The sequence below is a fragment of the Ignavibacteriota bacterium genome, from assembly GCA_016716225.1.
Classification (GTDB): Bacteria; Bacteroidota; Ignavibacteria; order Ignavibacteriales; family Melioribacteraceae.
Genome location: JADJWT010000001.1, coordinates 4,097,114 through 4,118,959, shown reverse-complemented (window position 1 = coordinate 4,118,959; position 21,846 = coordinate 4,097,114). Strand labels below are relative to the sequence as shown.

Below are 21,846 nucleotides of genomic sequence, written 5' to 3'. Positions count from 1 at the left end.
ATTAACTTTCTATAGTAGAATGATTTTGTACTTTCTTTTCTAATAATTTACTTAGTTCAAGTTTTTCAATTTTTGGTCGTGCCCATTCCAAATCACCTTTTCGCCATTCATAAGCCATACCCAAAAATAAAATGAGTAAAAATATTGCGCCAACCAAAAATCCAACAAACCCAAATTCTTTATAAGTTAATGCCCATGGGAATAGTAGAACAATTTCAACATCAAAAATTAAAAATATGAGAGCAACAACATAAAAACGAATATTAAATTTTACCCAAGGTGAGCCTTGCGGATTTTCACCGCATTCGTAAATTTGACTTTTTTCAAATGAAGGTCTTTTGGGACGGATTAACATTGCAGCAAAAATTGCAATACCAACAAATGCACCAGCTAATATTAAAAAGACAAAAACTTTACCAAATTCAGTTAGCATAACACTTAGAAATTTTGAATTAAAAATTACAATTAGGTCTTATTAAAGTCAAGTTTAAGAAAAGATAAAATTAACAACTGATGATTTTATGATAAAAATAAATTTTGATAAGATGATTAAAAGCTTTTGCAGATTTGAAATCAGTAAGAATATAATTATTATTCGAATATAAAATTTGGCGCGTTCGTCTAGTTGGCTTAGGACGCCGCCCTCTCAAGGCGGAGATCACGGGTTCGAATCCCGTACGCGCTACTTTAAATGTTGGAAATTGATAAAAAATTTTAAACTTATTTAATCAAAATTTCTTCAACTAATTTTAAAAAAAATTAACAGTATCTTTTCTAAGTAATCTTCATTAAAGTTTGATAATAGCAATAAGTAACTGTATTTTTGAAACTTTAATTTAAGTGATAAATGAAATTTAATATTGTTAAGAAAGATTCAAATTCAAAAGCCCGCGCCGGATTTTTTGAAACTGATCATGGTATTATTGAAACTCCACGATTTATGCCGGTTGGAACTCAAGGAACTGTAAAAGCAGTCTCGCAAAGAATTTTAAGTGACGAAATAAAAGCTTCAATAATATTAGGAAATACATATCATCTTTATTTAAGACCCGGAACTGAAATTCTGGAAAATGCAGGTGGACTTCATAATTTTATGAATTGGAAAAACGCTTTGTTAACTGATAGCGGGGGATTTCAAATTTTCAGTTTAGTAGAATTGCGAAAATTAAAAAGTGATGGAGTTGAGTTCAAATCTCATCTGGATGGATCAAAACATTTTTTCACTCCTAAAAAAGTTATTGAAATTCAGAGAATAATTGGTTCCGATATTTTGATGGTTTTGGATGAATGCACTCCATTTCCTTGCGATTATGATTATGCAAAAAAATCTTGCCAGCTAACTTCTGATTGGGCAATTTTAAATAAAGAAGCTTTTGAAAATTCAAATCCCAAATATGGTCATAAACAATTTTTATTCGGAATTGTTCAAGGAAGTGTTTATCAAGATTTGCGTGAAAAATCTGCCAATGATTTAGTGAATATAAATTTTGATGGCTATGCTATAGGTGGATTAGCCGTTGGTGAGCCGGCGAAACAAATGTATGAAATCACAAATTTTACAACTGATTTTTTACCCGAAAACAAACCAAGATATTTAATGGGAGTTGGGCGACCGGAAAATATTCTTGAATCTATTGAGCGTGGTATTGATATGTTTGACTGCGTAATGCCAACAAGAAATGCACGGAACGCATATCTTTTTACAAGCCAAGGAATATTAAGTATGCGTAATGCATCCTACAAAAATGATTTTACAACAATCGATTCTGAGTGTGAATGTTATACATGCAAAAATTTTTCTAAAGCATATTTACGACATTTGTTTATTTCGAAAGAAATTCTTGCTTTGGAACTTGCTTCAATTCACAACTTAACTTTTTATTTAAATTTAACAAATACAGCAAGAGAAAAAATTATAGACGGAACTTTTTTAAAGTGGAAAGAAAAAATAATTAGTAAATTAACAACAAATATAAATTCTAATTTGGAGGATTAAATGAATTTACTTTTTGCAATGGCTCCGCAAGGCGCAGATGGCGGCGGAAGTATGATTAGTACTTTAATAATGTTTGGTGCAATTTTCGCAATATTTTATTTTATGATTATTAGACCACAACAGAAAAAAGCTAAAGAACGTGATGCGTTATTAAATAGTTTGAAAAAAGGTGATAAAATAATTACCGGAAGTGGAATTCATGGAACTGTTGCTGGATTAGAAGATACAACAGTTTTAGTTGATGTTGGTAATAATGTAAAAATTAAAATGGAACGAAGTGCAATTGGACAAGTTGTAGCTTCCAAAGAAAGCTAAAATTATTTTTAGAATCCCAACTTTTGTGAAGAGTTGGGGTTCTACTCAAGTATCTGTTTGTTTCATATCATTATTCACTCATTGAAATTCATTCCAAACTTTTTTATATATTTCAATAAAATTTTTCTGGAGATACTAAAGTGAAGAGAATACTATTTATTCTTTTTGTTATGTCATTATTTACAATTCAAAATCATGCACAAAAAAAAGTTTATGTTGCAGAAATTGATGGAATGATTGATTTAGGTTTAGCTCCGTTTGTAAAAAGAGTAGTGGATGAAGCAGAGAAAAATTCAGCTTCGGCAATTATTTTTAAAATAAATACTTTTGGCGGAAGAGTTGATGCAGCAACACAAATTAAAGATGCAATTTTAAACAGTAAAGTTCAAACAATTGCATTTATTGATAAACGCGCAATTTCTGCTGGTGCGTTAATTTCATTATCTTGCGAAAAAATAATTATGGTTGAAGGAGCCTCAATAGGCGCAACAACTGTTGTTGATGAAGGTGGAACCAAACAATCAGAAAAAGCACAAAGTTATATGCGTGCAGAAATGCGTTCAACTGCTGAAAAGACCGGAAGACGAACAGACATCGCTGAAGGAATGGTTGATGAAAGAGTAGTTGTTCAAGAATTAAACGATGACAGTACAAAATTAATTACGCTCACATCAGAAGAAGCATTAAAATTTGGAATTGCAGACTCCGTTTTGAATGAAATGGATGATGTTTTAGAATCAATGAATCTTGAAAATGCAGAAGTAATAAATTTAAAAAGTAATTGGGCAGAAGATTTTATTAGATTTTTAAATAATCCTATTATAACATCAATTTTATTGATGATTGCTTTAGTAGGATTATTTACTGAAATTAAAACTCCCGGTTGGGGATTACCAGGAACTGCAGCATTAATTGCACTTGCTTTATTTTTCGGTTCCGGCTATATTCTTGAGCTTGCTTCAATAATAGAAATTATAATTTTCGTTATTGGATTAGTTCTATTATTGATAGAAATTTTTATAATTCCTGGATTTGGAATAACAGGAATAATAGGAATTATTTTAATGTTTGGAAGTTTATTCTTTGGTTTAATTTCGGATTTTCCACTTATTGATTGGGATATTATTTCTATGGCAATTATTCAATTTGCTTCAACACTTGTTCTAACAATAATTGTAATTTTTTCAGTTTTAAAATTTTTACCAAAATCGGAAATGTGGGGAAATTTAATTTTGAAAAAAAATATTGAAGAACGTTCCGGATACGCTGCAGAAATTGAAGTAAAAAATTTAATTGGTAAAATGGGAATTGCTTTAACAGATTTACGACCAAGTGGAATTGCTTTAATTGAGAACAAAAGAATTGACGTAGTAACAAGCGGAGATTATATCCCAAAAGAAACTCATGTTACCATAATAAGTGAAGAAGGTTCAAAAGTTGTGGTTGAAAAAGTTCAGTAAGATTATTGTTTCTTAAATTTTATTATACCGTTCCCGTTCGTTCCGATCCAAATATTACCATTTAAATCTTTTGTTATACCGGAAATATCATTATTCATTATTCCAGAATTATTAGTATTATAAAGAGTAAAATCAGAATCTGATCTTAAAAAAAGTAAACCGGATTTTGTACCAATCCATATTGTACTATTTATATCTTGAAAAAAAATATTTGTGTGTTTATTTGATAATGAAAAATCAATTTCAACCATTTCATTATCAAAAATTTTATATATTCCACCGGGTTTACCTTCATTTAATATTGCTGAGAGTCCAACCCAAGTATTATTTTCGGAATCAATAAAAATGTCGTTTACACTATCACCAACTTTACTAGAGTCTGATTTGAAAATTTGCCAATTTCCGGAGTTATCCATTTTGCCAGTACTAAATGCATTTGTACCTACCCAAATATTATTGCTTCTATCAATTTCAACACAAGTTATAAAATTCCCAGGAATTGAAGAATTACTAGTTCTGTAAATTTGCCAATTTTCACCATTAAATTTAACTAAGCCACTTTGTGTTCCTATCCAAACATTTCCTTTTGAATCAAAATCAATATCAGTAATGAAGTTACTTGGTAGTTCAGAATTTTCTGTTTGATAAACAGTCATAATTTCACCATTTATATTAAGTAACCCATTATAAGTTGCAACCCAAATATTTTGATTTTGTTTAACAATTCTATTTATAATATTTGATGGAAGTAAAGAGTTATCGGAATTTATATTTCTCCATGTTGTTCCATTTAATATATATAAACCATTATGAGATGTTCCGACCCAGAGTTTGTTAAAATTATCAACTAAAACATCTTTAATGTAATCATCATCTAAAAGAGAATTATCTGAATTGAAATTAACCCATAAAGAAGTATCCGGAAGTGTTAAATTAACAAGAGTTTCTCTACCCGGATATACGAAGACATATGTACTATCCGATGCAAAACCTTGATGAGAATACTTTACTTTATATTTATCTGGTATTTGATATTTTAATAAATATGGTGTTTTGAAATTTTGTAAAGTGTTATTTAAATATATATCACAATTTGGCGGGTAAGATTCAAACTTTAAAGACCCAAAATTTGTTGAATCTTCATAAAAATTATAATTGTAAGTTTTAATTAAACTATCAGAAATATATGCGTAAAAAGTATAGTCAAGAAATCTATCAAGTTTAAGTGTAAATTTGTGGGAACCTTCAGTTAAGTATTTAACTGTGTCTGGAGTTGTTTGGCTTATATTTTTATCATCAACAAATATTGAAGCACCTTCCGGAATTGTTTGAATAAAAAATTCTAAATTTGAAATTTCATAAGCAATAGGATCACTAACGGATACTTTTTTATCACATGAAATATTTACTATTATAAAGATTAAAAAAAATAAAGTTTTGAAAATACTATTCAATTTAAATTCTCCGTTAAACCTGGCTTATATCCAAATGACTTTATGTAATCTTGGGCAAATTTAATAGCAAATCTTTGTTTTATAAATGTTCCAAAAATACCTCTTCCCCCAATAATATTTGTATAATCATTTTCACTTGTTGTTACAGAAAATCCTTCGTCTAATTCTGCTTTTGATGCATAATATGCAGTTAAATTTTGGTCATAAATTAAAATTTCAAGAATGAATGAAAATATTGTGTAGTTTCCTTTATTTTCATCACCAAGAGAAATTTCTTCCATTGCTTTATTAAAAGTACTCATTTCAACATTTATTTCATCTGAATAAGATGGTTCTGGAAAGTATGGGATATATTGCGAATTCTCATAAATATATTTTCTTGGAACTTCTTTCTGATGCTTAATGGAAATTCCATTTTCATTTTTAAAATAAACTATTAAAAATCTTGCAGCAGTGTATAAACGTTGATTATCATCCCAAAGAATGGTGACATTATCTTTTTCTTCTGGAGGGATAATTCTATCACTATCACCATTAAAAGAAACTTTTTTAGGTGTTTTGGTTGTTGCTCTTAATTTTCTTCCATCACTTAAAATTGCTTCCAGCTCATATTCTGTATCTGGTTTTGTAAAAAAATTGTTGTTGAAGTAGGATGTGATTTTCTGATCAGAATTAATATTTTTATTAATCAAAGTATCTTCAAATATTTTAACTGAATCATCAAAGAAAATTCTAATATAGGCATTTTCAATTGAATGATTATTTGTATCAGATTTTGGATCAAAATTATCTACAAAATAATTTTTTGATAAAAATGCTGTTTGGTTTGGTCTATCATTTTTTAATACACAATTTAAAATAAATACATCTTCACCTTTAACAAATGGATTTAGATCATCTTCACAGCTTAAATGTATAACTAATATTAAAATTGCAAAAAAATATTTTAATAACTTTTTCACAATTCAACCTTTAATGTTGCTGTTGGTAAAAACGGAAGCATGTTTACACGTTCTCCGGTTTCTCTATTAAAATATAAAATATTTTTTCTATCGTAAACATTTAGAACACTAACATTTAACGACATATTTAGTTTTGAGATGCTAATTTTTTTTGATAATGTTAAATCTAATCGATGATAATCTGGTAATCTTGCGATATTTTTATCACCTAAAAGTGTGTATGGAATTGTGGAATCAAAATAATTTTCGTTGAAGTAAATATCATTGATGTAATATTTATCGTAGTACCCGGTTAATTGTGTAAATGGTAATCCGGAATTATAAATCCACATTGCTGAAAATAACCAACCTGCACCAATATTTAGAGCTAAGCCTGTATTAAAACTATGCCTTATATCATACTTTGGATAGTAAACCCAATTATCAACAGTTTTATACGACCATGAATTTGAATACGACGCAGTTATGTTTACAATTTCATCATTATAACCAATCATAGTTTCCCAACCATAAGATTCGGAATTCCCTTCAACAAAATCTCTATCCAAATCATATATTTTATTTTCATTAACAACTGGTAAATTTTCTGTAAACTTATAATATCCTTCCAAATTGAATGATAGATTTTCAATTAATCTTAATGTAATTCCACCAATATAATGTGTTGAATTTGTTGGTTCTAAATAATCTGGAGTTATTAACCAAGGTTCAAATAAAGTCAGAATTTGGTCTTCTTTTGTTAAAGTTATTAAATCTTGCTGGTATTGTCCCCAAGCTAATTTTATTGAAATTTGCGGAATTATGGTATATGTTAAGTTTATTCGCGGATCAATTGTTTTTCCTTTATTATTTGATAATTGCGCAATATTCAATCTTGCACCAAGATCAACTCCCAAATTATCAAATCTTAAAAATTTATATTTTGCATATGCGGCAATTTGACTTCCTTTTGAAACGACATCAGAAACCGCACCTTTGTTATTTTCTAAGCGCAATTTTGTTTTAATATCTTTTATATCAAATCCTAATAATGCTTCATCACGGCTATCGAACACGTAATTAAAATTTGCCTTAAATGAAACATCACTAACATCATTTAATTGTGGTTTAACATTGCTAAGTTTTGGAATGATTTCACCATTATATGTACTTAATGCAATACCCATATCCCAAAAAACCGGACTATTTGTAGCTACTTGGAACCATTTCAAACCGAATAAATTATTATTCCACAGATAATCTTCAGATAGTTCACTTACTCTATTTATTCTATCTTGACTTGAGAATCCGTGTAAAATTATTTTTGTACCTTCACTAACTTCTTGATCTGAATAATTTACCTTGAATGAAAAATCATAAAAATCAATAGGCACATCTTGGTTATTTAGAAATTTTTTAAAAATGCTATTTGAATAAGTTTTTCTTCCCGAAATTATAAATGAGCCAGAAGGAATTGGACCTTCAAGCAAAACTTTTCCGGTAAGAAAACTAATTGAACCGTTGGCATTAAAATTATTTCTGTTTCCGTCTTTAGTGATTATATTGAGGACTGATGAAACTTTACCACCGAATTCAGCCGGAAATCCTCCTTTGTATAATTCCATACTGTTTACAATTTCCGGATCGAAAATGCTGAAAATTCCAAGTGCATGAAAGGGATTATAAATAGGTGAACCGTTTAATAAAACTAAATTTTGATCAGCTGATCCACCTCTTACATAATATCTTGAAGAAATATCGCCGGTTGTTTTTACACCGGGCACATATTGAAGTGATCTGAAAATATCTGTTTCAACACCTTGCGGCATTGTTTCAAGTTCTTTCATAGTAATTACTTGAAGACCGACATCAGTGGTATTTGTTTCAATTTGCTGCTGCCCAACTTTTTCAACTGTTTGCAATTCAAAACTTGTTGGGTTTAATCCAATATCGACTTTTGTAACTCTATTTGCTTGAACAACTATTTTAATTTCTTTGTTTTCGTAACCAACGTAACTTGCAAGAATTGTATAATTTGTATTCGGAGGAATTGAAGTAAAAATAAAATACCCATTTTCATTTGTTGATGTACCAAGCTGCAATTCTTTTATTAAAACATTTGCATAAAGCAATGCTTCGCCGGTATTTATATCTGTAATTTGTCCTCTAATTGTGCCAATATTTTGCGAAAATAAATTAATTTGCAGTGAAAATAATAGTAGGGGTAATAAACTATAAAAATATTTGTTAAAACTAATCAATAGAAATTCCACATTTTCAACAAAAGAAATTTTATAAACTTGGAAAAAAATAATTATAAAATTTGTTAATATTTATTTTATAATAAGTGTAAAAATAAATGCACAAAACTATAGTAATTTAACAGTATTAATATTTGTAGAATTATCTGTTTTTCTGTTTTGCTTAAGCTGATTATTATTATCCATTCCTTCCATAAGCATTGACATTTGTAAATTTGTTTTCGATTCAGAAAATTCAACCAGACCTTTTGTGTTATTAAATTTAACTCTTCCACTACCATCAAGTTTTGGGTTATCGAATGTATATTTAATATTGTTTTCAGTAACAATGTTATTTCCTTTAACATTCATTAGTAAACTTGAAGAAATATTTGCAACTGTATCTTCATCAAAATTTAAATCTTTAATTTTGAATACTGCAGTATTTTCCACATCGAAAACTGCGAGAGGAGTGTTGAATTTCAATTCCCATGTTGAATTTACGCCAACTTCATCTTCAGAAATTACTTTAAAGACTTGTTGAGTTAAAGGCATCAAAGTTCCGTTAGCAATATTGAATTTCATCTTTTCTTTTGTTGCTTTGCTTAAAGTATCCGGAACTTGTTGTATTGATAAAATGTTATTCATAATTTTATCAATCTTATCAACTTTTGTTACTTGTCCAATATTGTTTACATAAATTCTAAAAGGAACTTTTTTTACAGCTTCATAATCTACAAATTGAATTTTTTCTCTTGTGCTGTAAATATATTTTGAATCATATTTAATATTTTGTTTATTAAAATTAGATTCGGCAACTATTGATGAAATTGTGGTTGTTAATTCAGTTCCTTCAATTTCCGAAATGTTATTTACAACAAAATTAAAAATGTAAGTAATATTTTGTTTGATAACATTTGTTAAAGTTGTATCCGCAGAAATTGATTCTGAATTTACAGAAGATGTATTTAACATATAACTAAATTTATCGCCTTTTTTAAATTTGTAACTTAAATGAATTTTTGGTCCAATAATTTCCTCCTTTACAACATCTGCACTTGCAAGACTATCACTTTTCTCCGATTCACTTTTTTCTTTTTTATCACTGCATGCAAAAAGAAATATTATTAATACAAATATTAAAATTTTTAATTTCATTTTATTTCCTAAGTTCTAATACAATAAATATTGTTTTCTAATTTTTTTAAACTCATTTAATTTTGATTGATATAACTCAATAATTTCATCCGGAGATTTTCCGGCAAGAATGTTTTTTCTAAAATTATCACTACCCCAAAGTCTATCAATTGAATTTTCCCTAAAAGAAAAATTTTCCGGATACAATTTATGAAATGTATGAATCAATTTTACAGAAAATTCAATCGGATTGAATATATTTCTGTTTGTAACTTTTATTAAAATTCCGTTACACTTTTCATTTTTATATTTTGGATTAGAAGCCATGTTGGGAATTTCAATCGGCGTAAAATTTGAATCTTTTAATTTTACTCCAGCCGAATTATATTTATTCATTTCATAAATTACATTTTCTGAATTTATATACGGACTACCAATTAGTGTAAATGGGGAATAAGTTCCGCGTCCTTCTGAAATATTAATTCCTTCAATTAAACACAATCCGGGATAAACAATTGCCGTTTCTAAAATTGGAATATTCGGACTTGGATTTATCCATTTTAAATTGCAATCATCAAAATAAAATTCACGTTTCCAATTTTTCATTTTTATGATTTTTAATTCTGCCGGAATTTTTGTCTTTAAAATTTTTGGCTGATTAAAATAATTTGCCAATTCACCAATTGTCATTCCATGCTGAATTGGTAATTCCGTAATTCCAACAAAAGATGTAAAATTTGAATCCAGCATTGGTCCATTTACATTTATTCCATTTATCGGGTTTGGTCTATCCAAAATTATTATAAGAATATTATTTTCTGAAGCGGCTTGAATTGCATAATACATTGTTGAAATATATGTGTAAAATCTTGCGCCTACATCTTGAATATCAAAAATCAAAACATCAATATTTTTCAAATATTCTTTTGTAGGTTTTCGAATATTTCCGTAAAGTGAACGAATTTGAATTCCGGTTTTTGAATCAACACTATCATTTATAATTGTTCCATCTGAAGCATTTCCGCGAATGCCGTGTTCTGGTCCAAATAAGCAAACAATATTTATGTTATTTAATTTTGATAAAGTATCAACAAGATGAATTCCACTTTTTAAAATTGCAGTATGATTTGTAATTATTCCGAGATTTTTATTTTCAATTAAATTTAAATTCCCGGAAACCAAAACATCAGCGCCGGTAAAAACTTCAATTTTGTTTTCAATTTTTTCTTTGCATGAAAAGTTGATAACAATAAAACTGAAAAAAATTAGATAAAATATTTTTTTGCCAATTGCCATGCTGATAAAGTTAACCCATCCCAAATTATATTTTGCGAAATTTTATTTTCAAAATCTTCAATCGAAATTTCCATAAGTTCAAATTCTTCCGTCAAATCATCGGGAAGAGGAGATTTTATTAAATCCGTTGCAATAAAAACGGAACACATTTCATTTGAAACTCCGGTGTATGGAGAAAACTCTCCAATGAATTTTAGATTTCCGGTAAATCCGGTTTCCTCTCTTAATTCTTTTAACGCATTCTCTTCTTTTGATAAATTACCATCAATTGAACCGCAAGGAAATTCTAAACTTTCTTTTTGATTTAAATATCTGAATTGATTTGTGAGCAGAATTTTTGAATTGCTTAATTTTGGAATAACCATTGTGGAGCCGGGGGAGTGAACATAATGATATTCACTCCTTGTAACTCCTTCAATTTCAAATTGATCTAATTTGTAAGTCCAATGTTTGTTTGTGAATAAAACTTTTTCGGAAAGTTTCATCCATTTTTTCAGACTCATTAAAATCCGTTATTTTCTAACAATTCTTTTCTTGAGAAGAAATGAGAAATTTCTATTGCAGCATTTTCATCGGAATCTGAACCGTGAACAATATTTTTTTCAATACTTTCTGCGTAAAGTTTTCTGATTGTTCCGTCTTCTGCATTTGCCGGATTTGTTGCTCCAATTAATTTTCTAAAATCTGCAACTGCATTTTCTTTCTCTAAAGCAATTGGAACGCAAGGTCCGGAAGTCATATAAACTAATAAATCATTAAAGAATGGTCGTTCTTTATGAATTGAATAAAAACCGCCGGCGGAATCATTTGTTAATTTTACCATTTTCATTGCTAAAATTTTAAATCCGGCTTCATTTATTTTTTGAATTACTTGTCCAATTAATTTTTTTTCAATGCAATCTGGTTTAAGAATTGCTAAAGTTCTGTTGCTCAAAATGTTTCTCCGTAATTATAAATTAAAAAATACTAAATTCTTCAAGTGATGTCATTCTGAAGAGTCCGTCTCCGTTTGTTAACTGATGACGGACGACGTGATAATCTCTAAAAAATATTTTTGTAAAAGATTTCTCACCCAACAAAAATGTTGGGATTCGAAATGACAAATTGTTCAACAATTATTTTTTCATTGCCAATGCATTCTGCATCGTAATTCCAATTTCTGCGGGACTTTCCACAACATGAATTCCGGCTTTCTTCATTACTTTCATTTTTTCTGAAGCTGTTCCTTTTCCACCTGATATTATTGCACCGGCGTGTCCCATTCTTCTTCCTGGAGGAGCTGTTTGCCCGGCAATAAATCCCACAACCGGTTTCTTAACATTTTTCTTAATGAATTCCGCAGCAGTTTCTTCAGCAGTTCCGCCAATTTCTCCGATCATTACAATTCCTTCAGTATTCGGATCTTCATTAAATAATTTTATAATATCAATAAATTGTGAACCTACAACCGGATCACCGCCAATTCCAACACAAGTTGATTGACCGATATTTAAATCACTTAATTGTTTTACTGCTTCGTAAGTTAAAGTTCCGCTTCTTGAAACTACACCAACTTTCCCTTTTTTATGAATAAATCCAGGCATAATTCCAATTTTTGCTTTTCCGGGAGAAATTATTCCGGGGCAATTTGGACCAATTAATCTAACATCTTTATTTTTTATTACATTGTAAACTTGAACCATATCTTTTGCCGGAATTCCTTCAGTAATACAAATAACTAATTTAATTCCGGCATTGGCGGCTTCAAGAATTGCGTCTGCTGCAAAAGCCGGCGGCACAAATATTACAGAAGCTTCAGCTTTGGTTTTTGTAACTGCATCGGCAACAGTATTAAAAACCGGTAAGCCAAGATGTTCGGTTCCGCCTTTACCTGGAGTTACACCGGCAACAACGTTTGTTCCATATTCAATCATTTGTCCGGCGTGAAACGATCCTTCGCTTCCGGTAATTCCTTGCACAACAACTTTTGTTTTCTTATCAAGTAAGATGCTCATTAGAAATTCCTTGAATATTTTTATTATTAAACTTGATTCAAAACTTAATAAATTTTTGTGTAAAATATTTGAAGAATTTGGAAGTGTTATTAAGATGATTTTAAATAAATTTTCGTCACCAAAAGATTTAGTGACGAAAAATAGATTTATAAGTTAATTGATTTTTGGTTTTACCGGATTTTCAACATCCATATCTCTAAACTTAGATTCCAATTTTGCGGGATTGTGAATTAAAGTTGGCAAACATTGTGTACAAATCCAAGTTGGAATTTTTGAAAATCTTATTGAAACTAAAGGAATAATTGTTTCTTCTCTTTCGCAGCTAATACATTTATGTAATTCAGACATTTTATTTTTCCTATAAAATTAAATTAAATTTAAGAATCTATTTTTTTACTGAATAATTAGTGACTGTAAAACATTTTATATTTGTCATTTCCGAATGTTGTTATCGGAAATCCACATATAATTTATTGTTTTCTCGATAATTTTTCTGATTGTATCAGAAAAATTATCGAAAACAAACAGAATAAAAGGTTATCGAGTTATGAAATGTATTGAGATAACCTTAAGACAAATTTGTAAATATTAATTCGAAATTTCGTTTACAAAACTCAATAACAAATCTTCTTCAAACTGATTTGCCATTAATTGCATTCCAATTGGAAGCCCATTATTATCGAAGCCGATTGGAATATTTAAACCTGGAATTCCAGCTAAATTTGCCGAAGTTGTGTAGATATCGCTCAAATACATTTGAAGAGGATCGCTTGATTTTTCGCCAATTTTAAATGCAGTTGTAGGAGAAGTTGGAGTTAAAATTATATCGACTTTTTTTAAGGCATTATCAAAATCATCTTTTATTAACCTTCGAACTTTTTGAGCTTTTCTATAATATGCATCGTAATATCCGGCGGATAAAACATATGTGCCAAGCATAATTCTTCGTTTAACTTCTTTACCAAATCCTTCCGATCTGGATTTTGTATACATTTCTCGCAATCCAACTTTTTGATTTGTTCTATAACCGTAACGAGCTCCGTCAAATCTTGCTAAATTTGATGAAGCTTCCGCTGTTGTTAAAATGTAGTAAGTTGCGATCGAAAATTCTGTCATTGGTAAATTGATTTCTACAATTTCAAAGCCTTTAGATTTTATTAATTCCAATTGTTTATCAATTGCGGATTTAATTTCTGAATCCAACCCTTCTGCAAAATATTCTTTAGGAATTCCAACTTTTACGTTTTCAATTTTTTTGGAAAAATATGAATAATTTGGAACAGATTTATTTTCTGAAGTAGAATCATTTTGATCAAAACCGGAAAGTACTTCTTGAACTAAAGAAATGTCGTAAATATTTTTTGCGAAAGGTCCGATAGAATCAAAAGATGAAGCAAATGCGGTTAATCCAAATCTTGAGACTCTTCCGTAACTTGGTTTCATTCCATATATTCCACAAAATGCAGCTGGTTGGCGAATTGATCCGCCGGTATCAGTTCCAATTGCAACATCACATAAATTGGCTGCAACTGAAGCAGCAGAACCGCCGCTTGATCCGCCGGTTACATATTCTTGATTAATTGGATTTTTTACTGGACCGAAATATGAGTTCTCATTAGATGAACCCATTGCAAATTCATCGCAATTTGTTTTGCCAATAATGATTGCATCTTCATCAATTAATTTTTGAACTGCTGTTGCTGTAAATAATGATTCAAAATTCTCCAAAATTTTAGATGAACAAGTAAGCGGTTTATCTTTTATTGCCAGAACATCTTTTATCGCAATTACCATTCCGGCAAGTTTTCCAGATGTACCATTTACAATTTTATTCTGAATTTCCTCAGCAGAATTTATGCAATCATCAAAAATAAAATTGAAAACATTTAAATCCTTTTTCTGCTCAATTTGATTAAGAAAATATTTAACATTTTCTGCAAGAGATAATTTTCCGGATTTGATTAAATCTAATTTTTCAGAGTGATTTTTATAAGTTAACAATATTAAAGACCAAAATTATTTTTTAGATTTTATATCATCTTTTACATCGGTAATATCTTCTTCAACTTCTTTGATAGCTTTTTTAAATTCCTTCATACCCTTGCCAACGCCTTGAGCAAGTTCCGGAATTTTCTTTGCGCCGAAAAGAAGAATTATTGCAACGATAATTAAAATTATTTCGGTTGCACCTAAACTTCCAAACATAATTACCTCTATTTATTATTTTAATTTATTAACTATTGATTTGAAAATTAATTGTCCGTCTGTATTATTTAAAATTAATTCGCAAGCTCTTTCCGGATGCGGCATCATTCCAAGAACATTTCCATTTTTATTTGATATTCCGGCAATATTAAGTTTTGAACCATTTGGATTTGACTTTTCATCTGCAAATCCATTTTCGTTTACATATTCAAAAATTATTTGATTATTTTCTTTAAGCGATTTTAAAGTTTCATCATCTGCAAAATAATTTCCTTCACCATGAGCAATTGGAATTTTTATTACATCTTTATCAATCTGATTTGTAAATGTTGAATTTTTATTTGCAACTTTTAAGAAAACATCCTTACAAACAAATTTTAGCGATTCATTTTTTATCATAACTCCGGGCAATAAACCAGCTTCAAGTAAAACTTGAAATCCGTTACAAATTCCAATTACAATTCCGCCATTATTTGCAAAAGAAATTACGGATTCCATAATTGGAGAAAATCTTGCAATTGCACCGGTTCTTAAATAATCTCCGTAAGAAAATCCGCCGGGAAGAATTATTACTTCACAATTTTTAAGATCGTTTTCTTTATGCCATAAAAATTCAGCATCGTAACCCAATACTTTTTTTACGGCAAAATATGCATCATGATCACAATTTGATCCGGGAAATTCCACAACTCCAAATTTAGGCTTCATTTACTTCTTCAATTTTAAATTCAAAATCTTCCATAATAGGATTGCTTAATAATTTTTCTGAATATTCTATAATTTCTTTTTCAGCAAAATTTTTATCATCTGTATTAACAAAAAATTCCACATATTTGCCAATTCTTGTGTTTGATACATTTGAAAATCCTAAAAGTTTTGCGCCTTGTTCGGCAGCTTTTCCTTGAGGATCAAGAATATCTTTTCTTGTTCTAATTATTACTGTTGCTTTGTACAATTTTCACTCAATATTTATTTTAAAAAATTTATAAAAAATTTATGCAAGTATTTTTTTAACAAGATGCCTAATTATACCGAATAATACAATACCTAAAATTATGAAAAACAATGCAGTTCCATCTGTTAAAAAAGTAAGAATTAATCCAATTATTGTAAGTCCCAAATAATATGGTTTTCCGCGCAAAGTACTTTTATTCAATTTTGGAAATGCAGAATATTTAATGCTACTAACCATCAAAATTGATAAAATAATTACAAGCGGAATTGAAACATAAAATAACGGTTGAATAAATTCTCCGTTATTGTAAACATAATAAACAAACATTGCAACTGTTATTGCAGAAAGGGGAATAGGCAATCCTTTAAAATCACTTTTTGTTTCCAAATCTTCAATTTGAGAATTAAACCTAGCTAATCTTAAAGCGCCAAAAATTAATAATAATGAACTAATAACAATTCCAATTCCATCTAATTTATAAAAGTGAAAACTAAAAATTAAAAATGCCGGCGCCGCGCCAAAACTTACAATATCTGCAAGCGAATCTAATTCAACACCAAATTGACTTGAAGTTTTCAAAAGTCGAGCAACAATTCCATCAATCAAATCAAAAATTGCAGCGGCAAAAATCATAACTGCAGCTAATTGAAAATCACCTTTACTTGTAAAAATTATTGATAAAAATCCACTAAATAAACTGAAAGAAGTAACTGTATTTGGGATATAAGATTTTTTCATTATTTATTTATCTCAAACAAAATTGTTTCGCCGGCGGTTGTTAAATCACCTTCTTCAACTAAAATTTTCCAACTTTTTGGAACAATTACATCAACTCTGCTGCCGAATTTTATCATTCCGAATCTTTCTCCAATTTTTACGCTATCGCCTAAATTCAAATCATAAACAATTCTACGCGCAACCATTCCCGCAACTTGAGTAAATAAAACTTTCCCAAATTTTGATGTAATTCCAATCTCCGATCTTTCATTTCTTTCATCAGCTTTATCATGATATGCAACTAAATATTCACCCTTGATATATTCTAAATAATCAACTTTTCCATCAATTGGAATTCTGTTTACATGTACATTTAATGGCGACATGAAAATAGAAATTTGAGTTGCTTCTTCTTTTAGAAATCTCTTCTCATAAACATTTTTGATTAACAAAATTTTTCCATCTGCAGGAGAAACAACAATATTTTCAATTTTAGGAGTATTTCTATCAGGATCTCTAAAAAAATTTAGAGTAAATATTAATAGTAAAACCCCTAAAATAAATAATGGAAATCTTATGAAATTGGAATCTGCAAAAATTGAAAATAAAATCAACAAAAAAGAAATAAATGCCGCAATTCCAATAGTTGAATAACCATATTTTGTTAACATGTCACTTATACAAAATTTTTGAAAGAACAAAAGTAATATATTAATACAATAATTTCATTAAATTTAATTTTTGAAAAAAGAACTTTCGAAAATGAAAAATAAATTAGCGGAGGGAAAATGAAAGGAAATATGGCTGGAATGATGAAGCAAATCCAGAAAATGCAAGCAGAAATGCAGAAAGCGCAAGAAAATTTAGCAAATAAAACAGTTACTGCTGAAAGCGGAGGCGGAATGGTAAAAGCAACAGCAAACGGACAAAAAGAATTAGTTTCATTACAGATAGATGATGAAATTGCAAAATCCGGCGATAAAGAAATGTTGGAAGATTTAATTGTTGCCGCAGTAAATAAAGCTTTAGAATCTGCCGGAAAAATGGCTGAAGAAGATTTGGCAAGTGTTACAAAAGGTATGATTCCTCCAGGTTTAAATATTCCGGGTTTCTAATTGGAAATTGCAGAACCACTTAGAGTTGTAATTGAAGAATTAAATAAACTTCCATCAATAGGCAAAAAAAGTGCACAGCGACTTGCACTTCATTTGGTAAAAAAAGACAAAAAAGAAATTGAAGATTTAATTAAAGCTCTAATCGATTTAAAAGATAAAATTAAATTCTGTAAGAATTGCTATAATCTTTCGGCTGAAGATTATTGTTCGGTTTGTCAAAATCCTAAAAGAGATAAATCTACAATTTGTATTGTTGAAGATGCAAGTGATATTATCGCAATTGAAAACACAAATGAATTTAACGGAATCTATCACGTTTTAGGCGGAGTTCTTTCACCGCTTTCCGGAATTGGTGTTGAGAATTTAAAAATTAAAGAACTTCTTGAACGATTAAAAAGTGATTATGTAAAAGAAATAATTCTTGCGCTAAATCCCGATACTGAAGGCGAAACCACTTCTTTATATTTGGCAAAATTATTAAAACCGCTAAACATAAAAATTACAAGATTGGCAAGAGGTTTACCAATCGGCGGCGATTTGGAATTTACTGATGAAGCTACAATTGGTCGCGCAGTTTTAAATAGAATTGAAATGTAAATGCAGTACGAATGGTTTAAAGATTGGTTTTCATCTAAATATTATCTTGATGTTTACAATCATAGAAATGAAAAAGATGCTGATGAAATTGTTAATTTAATTCTCTCCCAAATTAATTTGAAAGAAAATTCTAATATTCTTGATGCAGCTTGCGGCGTTGGAAGACACGCTGTAAAATTTGCAGAAAAAAAGTTTAACGTAACTGCATTCGATTTAAGTACAAATTTGCTTTATATCGGAATAAATTGTGCAAAAGAACGAAATCTGAATATTAATTTTTTAGTAAGTGATTTAAGAAATTTTTACATTAACAGAAAATTTGATTTAGTAGCAAATTTGTTTACAAGTTTTGGATATTTTGAAACTGATGAAGAGAATTTTAAATTTGTAGAAAATTCTTATAAATTGCTAAACTCAAACGGATATTATGTTTTAGACTTTTAAATAAAGAATTTTTAATAAAAAATTTAGTTTCGTTTTCAGAAAAAAATATTGATGGAAAAATAATTTCCGAATTTCGTAGAATTGAAAATGAAAGAGTTATTAAAGAAATCAAAATTATAAATAAAACTAATGAATACAATTTTTCTGAATCCGTAAGAATTTATTCTTATGGTGAATTAGTGCAAAATTTTTCTCAAATTGGATTTAAAGTTTTTAAAACTTTTGGAAATTATTTAGGTCAAGAATTCAATGAAAAAGAATCTCAAAGATGTATAATAATTTTTCAAAAATAATTATATCAATAATATTGATTTTTTCTTTTTCGACTTGTGATCTCTTAACAACAAGAGATGCCGAAGAACCGGAAACCGGAAGATCAAGTTATATTGCAGCAACAACACCGGATCAGCTTTTCATTAATTTACAAAATTCATTTGCAGAAAAAATTGAAAAAGATTATATCAACAATTTTGTTGATAGTTCATTTCTAAAAATAAATTACAAATTTACTCCTTCCTCAGAAGCAATTGTAAAATATAATATTCTTTCCGATTGGGATTTGGAAGCTGAAAAAACATACTTCAGAAATTTGATAAATAATATTGGCGATGGTAAACAAATAATTTTAAGTTTGCAGCTTGTTTCAAATTCTGTTACAGAAAATAGTGAAAACAGAAATTATAATTATTCAATAACTTTACCGATTGAAAGCGAAACTATCCCAAATTTTTACAAAGGGAATGCGTTTTTTAATATTCGTTTGGATGAAAATAATCAATGGGTAATTGTTGAGTGGATTGATAACAAATCCGAAGATTATCCAAGCTGGAGCGAACTTAAAGGAAGATTTTATATTTTCTAAATTATGAAGTTTAAAAAAGCAAATATTATTTTTTTGTTTCTTGGAATTCAGATTTTTACAATTAGTTGTATAAATCCGTTTGCTCCGGAACTTGATGAAAATATCGGAAATGAGTCTTCTTTAATAAGTGATTTGAAAACAATTGACGGAATTTTTAACAATATGCAATATGCATATACTTTTAAAGACACAACAATTTACGGCGAATTATTAAATCCAAATTTTACTTTTACATTTCGAAATTATGAAACAGAAGTTGACGAAGCTTGGGGAAGGGAATTGGAAATGCGAACAACTTACGGTTTATTTAATAATGTAGAAAGACTTGATTTAATTTGGAATAGAATTGTTTCAATAACTGCAGATTCCACAAATGTAACAAGAAGTTTTAATTTAACAGTTACTTATAATCCAATGGATATTGAATATGTGGAAGGCAAAGTAAATCTTCAACTTGCAAAATCTGCAGAAAATAAATGGCAAATAATTACATGGATTGATGAATCAAATTTTTAGTAATTTTACAAGAAACTTTTACGGTAAAAAATAATTATGTTTTTCTATTATCTTAAAGAAACTTTCAGCTCGTTATTTAAATCAAAATTGGCTTCACTTTTAATAATTTTTACAACAGCAATTGCAATAATTTTTGTAACCTTTTCAATTGGATTGGTAGTTTTTTCAAAAGTTATAAATTCACATTTAAAAGACAATATTCAAATTAGTTTATTTGTCAGCGATAGCTCGAATACAAAAGTTATAAATAGAATTGAAAAAGATTTAAGCAATAATATTTATGTAGCATCGAAAAAATTTGTTAGTAAGAAAGAAGCTTTACAAATTATGAAGGAAAAAACTGGAAAAGATTTTTCTACCGTTTTGGATTCAAACCCGCTTCCTGCAATGTTCCAAGTAAAACTAATTTCAGATAGCATTAATGCACAAACGATTGAACCAATTATTAAAACTTTGAAAAAAATTAAAGGAATTGATGATGTTGTTTATGATTATTCACTAACTTTAAAAGTTCTTAATTACATAAACGAATCGAAAAAAGTAATATATAGTGTTTCCATAATTTTGGTTTTGCTTTCGATTTATTTGGTTTATTCAAATAATAGATTGCTGCTTGCAACTCGATTAAATCAATACAACACAATGAAGTTAGTCGGTGCAAAATTAAGCACAATAAAAATTCCAATTATTTTAAACGGAATTGTTATGGGAATTTTTTCATCAATAATTTGCTTGGTAATTTACATTTTGATAGAAAATTTCTTATCACAAATTTATGCTGCGCAATTCATTAAAAATGAAACTTATTACATTGTCTCTTTAATAATAATTTTAGGAATATTTTTAGGATTTTTAGGAAGTTATTTATCAACTTTAAAAGTCTCGCTAAAAATTAATAAAGTTAAATAAGTTTCACTCTAATTTGCTTTTCTGAAAAATTTACACGTAAAAACGTGTTTCAAATCAAAATTCAACACTTATAATGTTTCAAAATGAAACGTAATTATTTAAAAATTTCATTTCAAATTGATACATATCACAAAAATAAGCTAAAACTTAAAGTTTCAAAGTTGGCATAATTCTGGAATATTTTGTAGAAAATTTTCGGAGTAAAAATGTTAGAATCAAATTCAACTGTTCAAGAATTAAAATCCTCCAGTTTAATTTTAAATGAATTTGAAGCAGAAAATCCAACAAGATCAATTGCAAATTATATTGAGAAAATAAAAACTGCCGATGTTGAACAAGTTAAAATTTATTTAGGATTTTTATATTTCGCGGCTGTAGTATTTTTCTCAGTTTCGTTATTTCTTTAAAAATAATTCAATCAAACATTTCAAATTAGTTAATTTCTGATAGAATATGTTTTTTCTATTTAGAAATTAATCCACAATAATTTTAAAAATTCCTTATTTTACAAAAACAAAAATTGCCCTGTGGTGTAACGGTAACACAGAGGTCTCTGGAACCTTTGTTTCGGGTTCGAATCCTGACAGGGCAACACAATTATTTCATCTATTATTTTCTATCTTTTTTTGAATCCGCAAACATTAAAAAAAATTACCTAATTTATAAGCAAAAATATTAATCGTTTATAAAATT

General features: G+C 28.7%; 27 protein-coding genes and 2 tRNA genes. 12 read left to right on the top strand and 17 right to left on the bottom strand.

Translation table 11 applies throughout. The annotated features are described in order from the left end of the window. Position 1: 1 nt before the first annotated feature. Complete coding sequence (locus IPM32_17680) at positions 2 to 433, bottom strand: NADH-quinone oxidoreductase subunit A (protein MBK8947080.1); 432 nt, start codon at positions 431 to 433, stop codon at positions 2 to 4. A 177-nt stretch (positions 434 to 610) separates the two neighbouring features. Between IPM32_17680 and IPM32_17675 the strand changes: the two genes are divergently transcribed. From IPM32_17675 to IPM32_17660, 4 genes are all read left to right on the top strand, one after another. After that, positions 611 to 685, top strand: a tRNA-Glu gene (locus IPM32_17675). Positions 686 to 847: 162 nt separating this feature from the next. Beyond that, positions 848 to 1,996 (top strand): tRNA guanosine(34) transglycosylase Tgt, encoded by a 1,149-nt coding sequence (tgt, locus tag IPM32_17670; protein ID MBK8947079.1) that lies wholly within the window; start codon positions 848 to 850, stop codon positions 1,994 to 1,996. Further along, positions 1,997 to 2,311 (top strand): preprotein translocase subunit YajC, encoded by a 315-nt coding sequence (gene yajC / locus IPM32_17665; protein ID MBK8947078.1) that lies wholly within the window; start codon positions 1,997 to 1,999, stop codon positions 2,309 to 2,311. It abuts the gene before it with no gap. A 140-nt stretch (positions 2,312 to 2,451) separates the two neighbouring features. Beyond that, on the top strand, positions 2,452 to 3,771 hold the full coding sequence (locus IPM32_17660; protein MBK8947077.1) for a nodulation protein NfeD: 1,320 nt from the start codon (positions 2,452 to 2,454) through the stop codon (positions 3,769 to 3,771). Between the two features lie 2 nt (positions 3,772 to 3,773). Here IPM32_17660 and IPM32_17655 read toward each other — a convergent pair whose 3' ends face one another. From IPM32_17655 to IPM32_17580, 16 genes are all read right to left on the bottom strand, one after another. Further along, on the bottom strand, positions 3,774 to 5,225 hold the full coding sequence (locus IPM32_17655) for a PEGA domain-containing protein (GenBank protein ID MBK8947076.1): 1,452 nt from the start codon (positions 5,223 to 5,225) through the stop codon (positions 3,774 to 3,776). Then, positions 5,222 to 6,187 (bottom strand): hypothetical protein, encoded by a 966-nt coding sequence (locus tag IPM32_17650; protein ID MBK8947075.1) that lies wholly within the window; start codon positions 6,185 to 6,187, stop codon positions 5,222 to 5,224. The genes IPM32_17655 and IPM32_17650 overlap by 4 nt, the downstream gene beginning before the upstream one ends. Further along, positions 6,184 to 8,427: a TonB-dependent receptor gene (locus tag IPM32_17645; GenBank protein MBK8947074.1), complete on the bottom strand. Its 2,244-nt coding sequence runs from the start codon at positions 8,425 to 8,427 to the stop codon at positions 6,184 to 6,186. The genes IPM32_17650 and IPM32_17645 overlap by 4 nt, the downstream gene beginning before the upstream one ends. 108 nt (positions 8,428 to 8,535) lie before the next feature. Beyond that, positions 8,536 to 9,564, bottom strand: coding sequence for a hypothetical protein (locus IPM32_17640; protein MBK8947073.1), 1,029 nt, complete (start codon positions 9,562 to 9,564; stop codon positions 8,536 to 8,538). A gap of 15 nt (positions 9,565 to 9,579) precedes the next feature. Continuing rightward, the gene (locus IPM32_17635) at positions 9,580 to 10,839 is read right to left on the bottom strand and encodes a DUF1343 domain-containing protein (GenBank protein MBK8947072.1); all 1,260 of its coding nucleotides are present in this window, start codon (positions 10,837 to 10,839) and stop codon (positions 9,580 to 9,582) included. Beyond that, positions 10,809 to 11,342, bottom strand: a complete 534-nt coding sequence (locus IPM32_17630) for an NUDIX hydrolase (protein MBK8947071.1) — start codon at positions 11,340 to 11,342, stop codon at positions 10,809 to 10,811. The genes IPM32_17635 and IPM32_17630 overlap by 31 nt, the downstream gene beginning before the upstream one ends. Then, entirely contained in the window at positions 11,342 to 11,773 is a 432-nt protein-coding gene (gene ndk, locus IPM32_17625) for a nucleoside-diphosphate kinase (protein ID MBK8947070.1), read from the bottom strand. Before ndk ends, IPM32_17630 begins: the two co-directional genes overlap by 1 nt. Before the next feature lie 22 nt (positions 11,774 to 11,795). Continuing rightward, complete coding sequence (locus tag IPM32_17620) at positions 11,796 to 11,942, bottom strand: hypothetical protein (protein MBK8947069.1); 147 nt, start codon at positions 11,940 to 11,942, stop codon at positions 11,796 to 11,798. A gap of 12 nt (positions 11,943 to 11,954) precedes the next feature. Further along, positions 11,955 to 12,833, bottom strand: coding sequence for a succinate--CoA ligase subunit alpha (gene sucD, locus IPM32_17615; GenBank protein ID MBK8947068.1), 879 nt, complete (start codon positions 12,831 to 12,833; stop codon positions 11,955 to 11,957). Between the two features lie 153 nt (positions 12,834 to 12,986). Beyond that, positions 12,987 to 13,181, bottom strand: a complete 195-nt coding sequence (locus IPM32_17610; GenBank protein MBK8947067.1) for a hypothetical protein — start codon at positions 13,179 to 13,181, stop codon at positions 12,987 to 12,989. A 240-nt stretch (positions 13,182 to 13,421) separates the two neighbouring features. Further along, positions 13,422 to 14,834, bottom strand: coding sequence for an Asp-tRNA(Asn)/Glu-tRNA(Gln) amidotransferase subunit GatA (gene gatA / locus IPM32_17605; protein ID MBK8947066.1), 1,413 nt, complete (start codon positions 14,832 to 14,834; stop codon positions 13,422 to 13,424). Between the two features lie 15 nt (positions 14,835 to 14,849). Further along, positions 14,850 to 15,038 (bottom strand): twin-arginine translocase TatA/TatE family subunit, encoded by a 189-nt coding sequence (tatA, locus tag IPM32_17600; protein MBK8947065.1) that lies wholly within the window; start codon positions 15,036 to 15,038, stop codon positions 14,850 to 14,852. Positions 15,039 to 15,053: 15 nt separating this feature from the next. Next, positions 15,054 to 15,746, bottom strand: a complete 693-nt coding sequence (gene purQ / locus IPM32_17595; protein MBK8947064.1) for a phosphoribosylformylglycinamidine synthase subunit PurQ — start codon at positions 15,744 to 15,746, stop codon at positions 15,054 to 15,056. Continuing rightward, entirely contained in the window at positions 15,736 to 15,993 is a 258-nt protein-coding gene (purS, locus tag IPM32_17590) for a phosphoribosylformylglycinamidine synthase subunit PurS (GenBank protein MBK8947063.1), read from the bottom strand. The genes purQ and purS overlap by 11 nt, the downstream gene beginning before the upstream one ends. A gap of 39 nt (positions 15,994 to 16,032) precedes the next feature. After that, entirely contained in the window at positions 16,033 to 16,731 is a 699-nt protein-coding gene (pssA, locus tag IPM32_17585) for a CDP-diacylglycerol--serine O-phosphatidyltransferase (protein MBK8947062.1), read from the bottom strand. After that, positions 16,731 to 17,381 carry a phosphatidylserine decarboxylase family protein gene (locus IPM32_17580; protein ID MBK8947061.1) on the bottom strand — a complete coding sequence of 217 codons (651 nt, stop codon included), beginning with the start codon at positions 17,379 to 17,381 and terminating at the stop codon, positions 16,731 to 16,733. The genes pssA and IPM32_17580 overlap by 1 nt, the downstream gene beginning before the upstream one ends. Positions 17,382 to 17,498: 117 nt before the next feature. Here IPM32_17580 and IPM32_17575 point away from each other — a divergent pair, with 117 nt between their 5' ends. From IPM32_17575 to IPM32_17540, 8 genes are all read left to right on the top strand, one after another. After that, positions 17,499 to 17,825, top strand: a complete 327-nt coding sequence (locus IPM32_17575) for a YbaB/EbfC family nucleoid-associated protein (GenBank protein MBK8947060.1) — start codon at positions 17,499 to 17,501, stop codon at positions 17,823 to 17,825. Beyond that, positions 17,826 to 18,422: a recombination protein RecR gene (gene recR / locus IPM32_17570; GenBank protein MBK8947059.1), complete on the top strand. Its 597-nt coding sequence runs from the start codon at positions 17,826 to 17,828 to the stop codon at positions 18,420 to 18,422. After that, complete coding sequence (locus tag IPM32_17565; GenBank protein MBK8947058.1) at positions 18,423 to 18,866, top strand: class I SAM-dependent methyltransferase; 444 nt, start codon at positions 18,423 to 18,425, stop codon at positions 18,864 to 18,866. A 268-nt stretch (positions 18,867 to 19,134) separates the two neighbouring features. Then, positions 19,135 to 19,728 carry a hypothetical protein gene (locus tag IPM32_17560; protein MBK8947057.1) on the top strand — a complete coding sequence of 198 codons (594 nt, stop codon included), beginning with the start codon at positions 19,135 to 19,137 and terminating at the stop codon, positions 19,726 to 19,728. Positions 19,729 to 19,788: 60 nt separating this feature from the next. Next, positions 19,789 to 20,244 (top strand): hypothetical protein, encoded by a 456-nt coding sequence (locus IPM32_17555; protein MBK8947056.1) that lies wholly within the window; start codon positions 19,789 to 19,791, stop codon positions 20,242 to 20,244. A gap of 36 nt (positions 20,245 to 20,280) precedes the next feature. Further along, on the top strand, positions 20,281 to 21,153 hold the full coding sequence (locus IPM32_17550) for a hypothetical protein (GenBank protein MBK8947055.1): 873 nt from the start codon (positions 20,281 to 20,283) through the stop codon (positions 21,151 to 21,153). Positions 21,154 to 21,359: 206 nt separating this feature from the next. After that, entirely contained in the window at positions 21,360 to 21,560 is a 201-nt protein-coding gene (locus tag IPM32_17545; GenBank protein MBK8947054.1) for a hypothetical protein, read from the top strand. Between the two features lie 114 nt (positions 21,561 to 21,674). After that, a tRNA-Gln gene (locus tag IPM32_17540) sits at positions 21,675 to 21,745 on the top strand. Positions 21,746 to 21,846: the final 101 nt, after the last annotated feature.

Bases quoted from the DNA above. Each gene is read 5' to 3' on its own strand.
- IPM32_17680 (MBK8947080.1), bottom strand. From the start codon at position 433: ATGCTAACTGAATTTGGTAAAGTTTTTGTCTTTTTAATATTAGCTGGT.
- tgt (MBK8947079.1), top strand. From the start codon at position 848: ATGAAATTTAATATTGTTAAGAAAGATTCAAATTCAAAAGCCCGCGCC.
- yajC (MBK8947078.1), top strand. From the start codon at position 1,997: ATGAATTTACTTTTTGCAATGGCTCCGCAAGGCGCAGATGGCGGCGGA.
- IPM32_17640 (MBK8947073.1), bottom strand. From the start codon at position 9,564: ATGAAATTAAAAATTTTAATATTTGTATTAATAATATTTCTTTTTGCA.
- IPM32_17635 (MBK8947072.1), bottom strand. From the start codon at position 10,839: ATGGCAATTGGCAAAAAAATATTTTATCTAATTTTTTTCAGTTTTATT.
- IPM32_17630 (MBK8947071.1), bottom strand. From the start codon at position 11,342: ATGAGTCTGAAAAAATGGATGAAACTTTCCGAAAAAGTTTTATTCACA.
- sucD (MBK8947068.1), bottom strand. From the start codon at position 12,833: ATGAGCATCTTACTTGATAAGAAAACAAAAGTTGTTGTGCAAGGAATT.
- IPM32_17610 (MBK8947067.1), bottom strand. From the start codon at position 13,181: ATGTCTGAATTACATAAATGTATTAGCTGCGAAAGAGAAGAAACAATT.
- tatA (MBK8947065.1), bottom strand. From the start codon at position 15,038: ATGTTTGGAAGTTTAGGTGCAACCGAAATAATTTTAATTATCGTTGCA.
- purQ (MBK8947064.1), bottom strand. From the start codon at position 15,746: ATGAAGCCTAAATTTGGAGTTGTGGAATTTCCCGGATCAAATTGTGAT.
- pssA (MBK8947062.1), bottom strand. From the start codon at position 16,731: ATGAAAAAATCTTATATCCCAAATACAGTTACTTCTTTCAGTTTATTT.
- IPM32_17580 (MBK8947061.1), bottom strand. From the start codon at position 17,381: ATGTTAACAAAATATGGTTATTCAACTATTGGAATTGCGGCATTTATT.
- IPM32_17575 (MBK8947060.1), top strand. From the start codon at position 17,499: ATGAAAGGAAATATGGCTGGAATGATGAAGCAAATCCAGAAAATGCAA.
- IPM32_17565 (MBK8947058.1), top strand. From the start codon at position 18,423: ATGCAGTACGAATGGTTTAAAGATTGGTTTTCATCTAAATATTATCTT.
- IPM32_17560 (MBK8947057.1), top strand. From the start codon at position 19,135: ATGTATAATAATTTTTCAAAAATAATTATATCAATAATATTGATTTTT.
- IPM32_17550 (MBK8947055.1), top strand. From the start codon at position 20,281: ATGTTTTTCTATTATCTTAAAGAAACTTTCAGCTCGTTATTTAAATCA.
- IPM32_17545 (MBK8947054.1), top strand. From the start codon at position 21,360: ATGTTAGAATCAAATTCAACTGTTCAAGAATTAAAATCCTCCAGTTTA.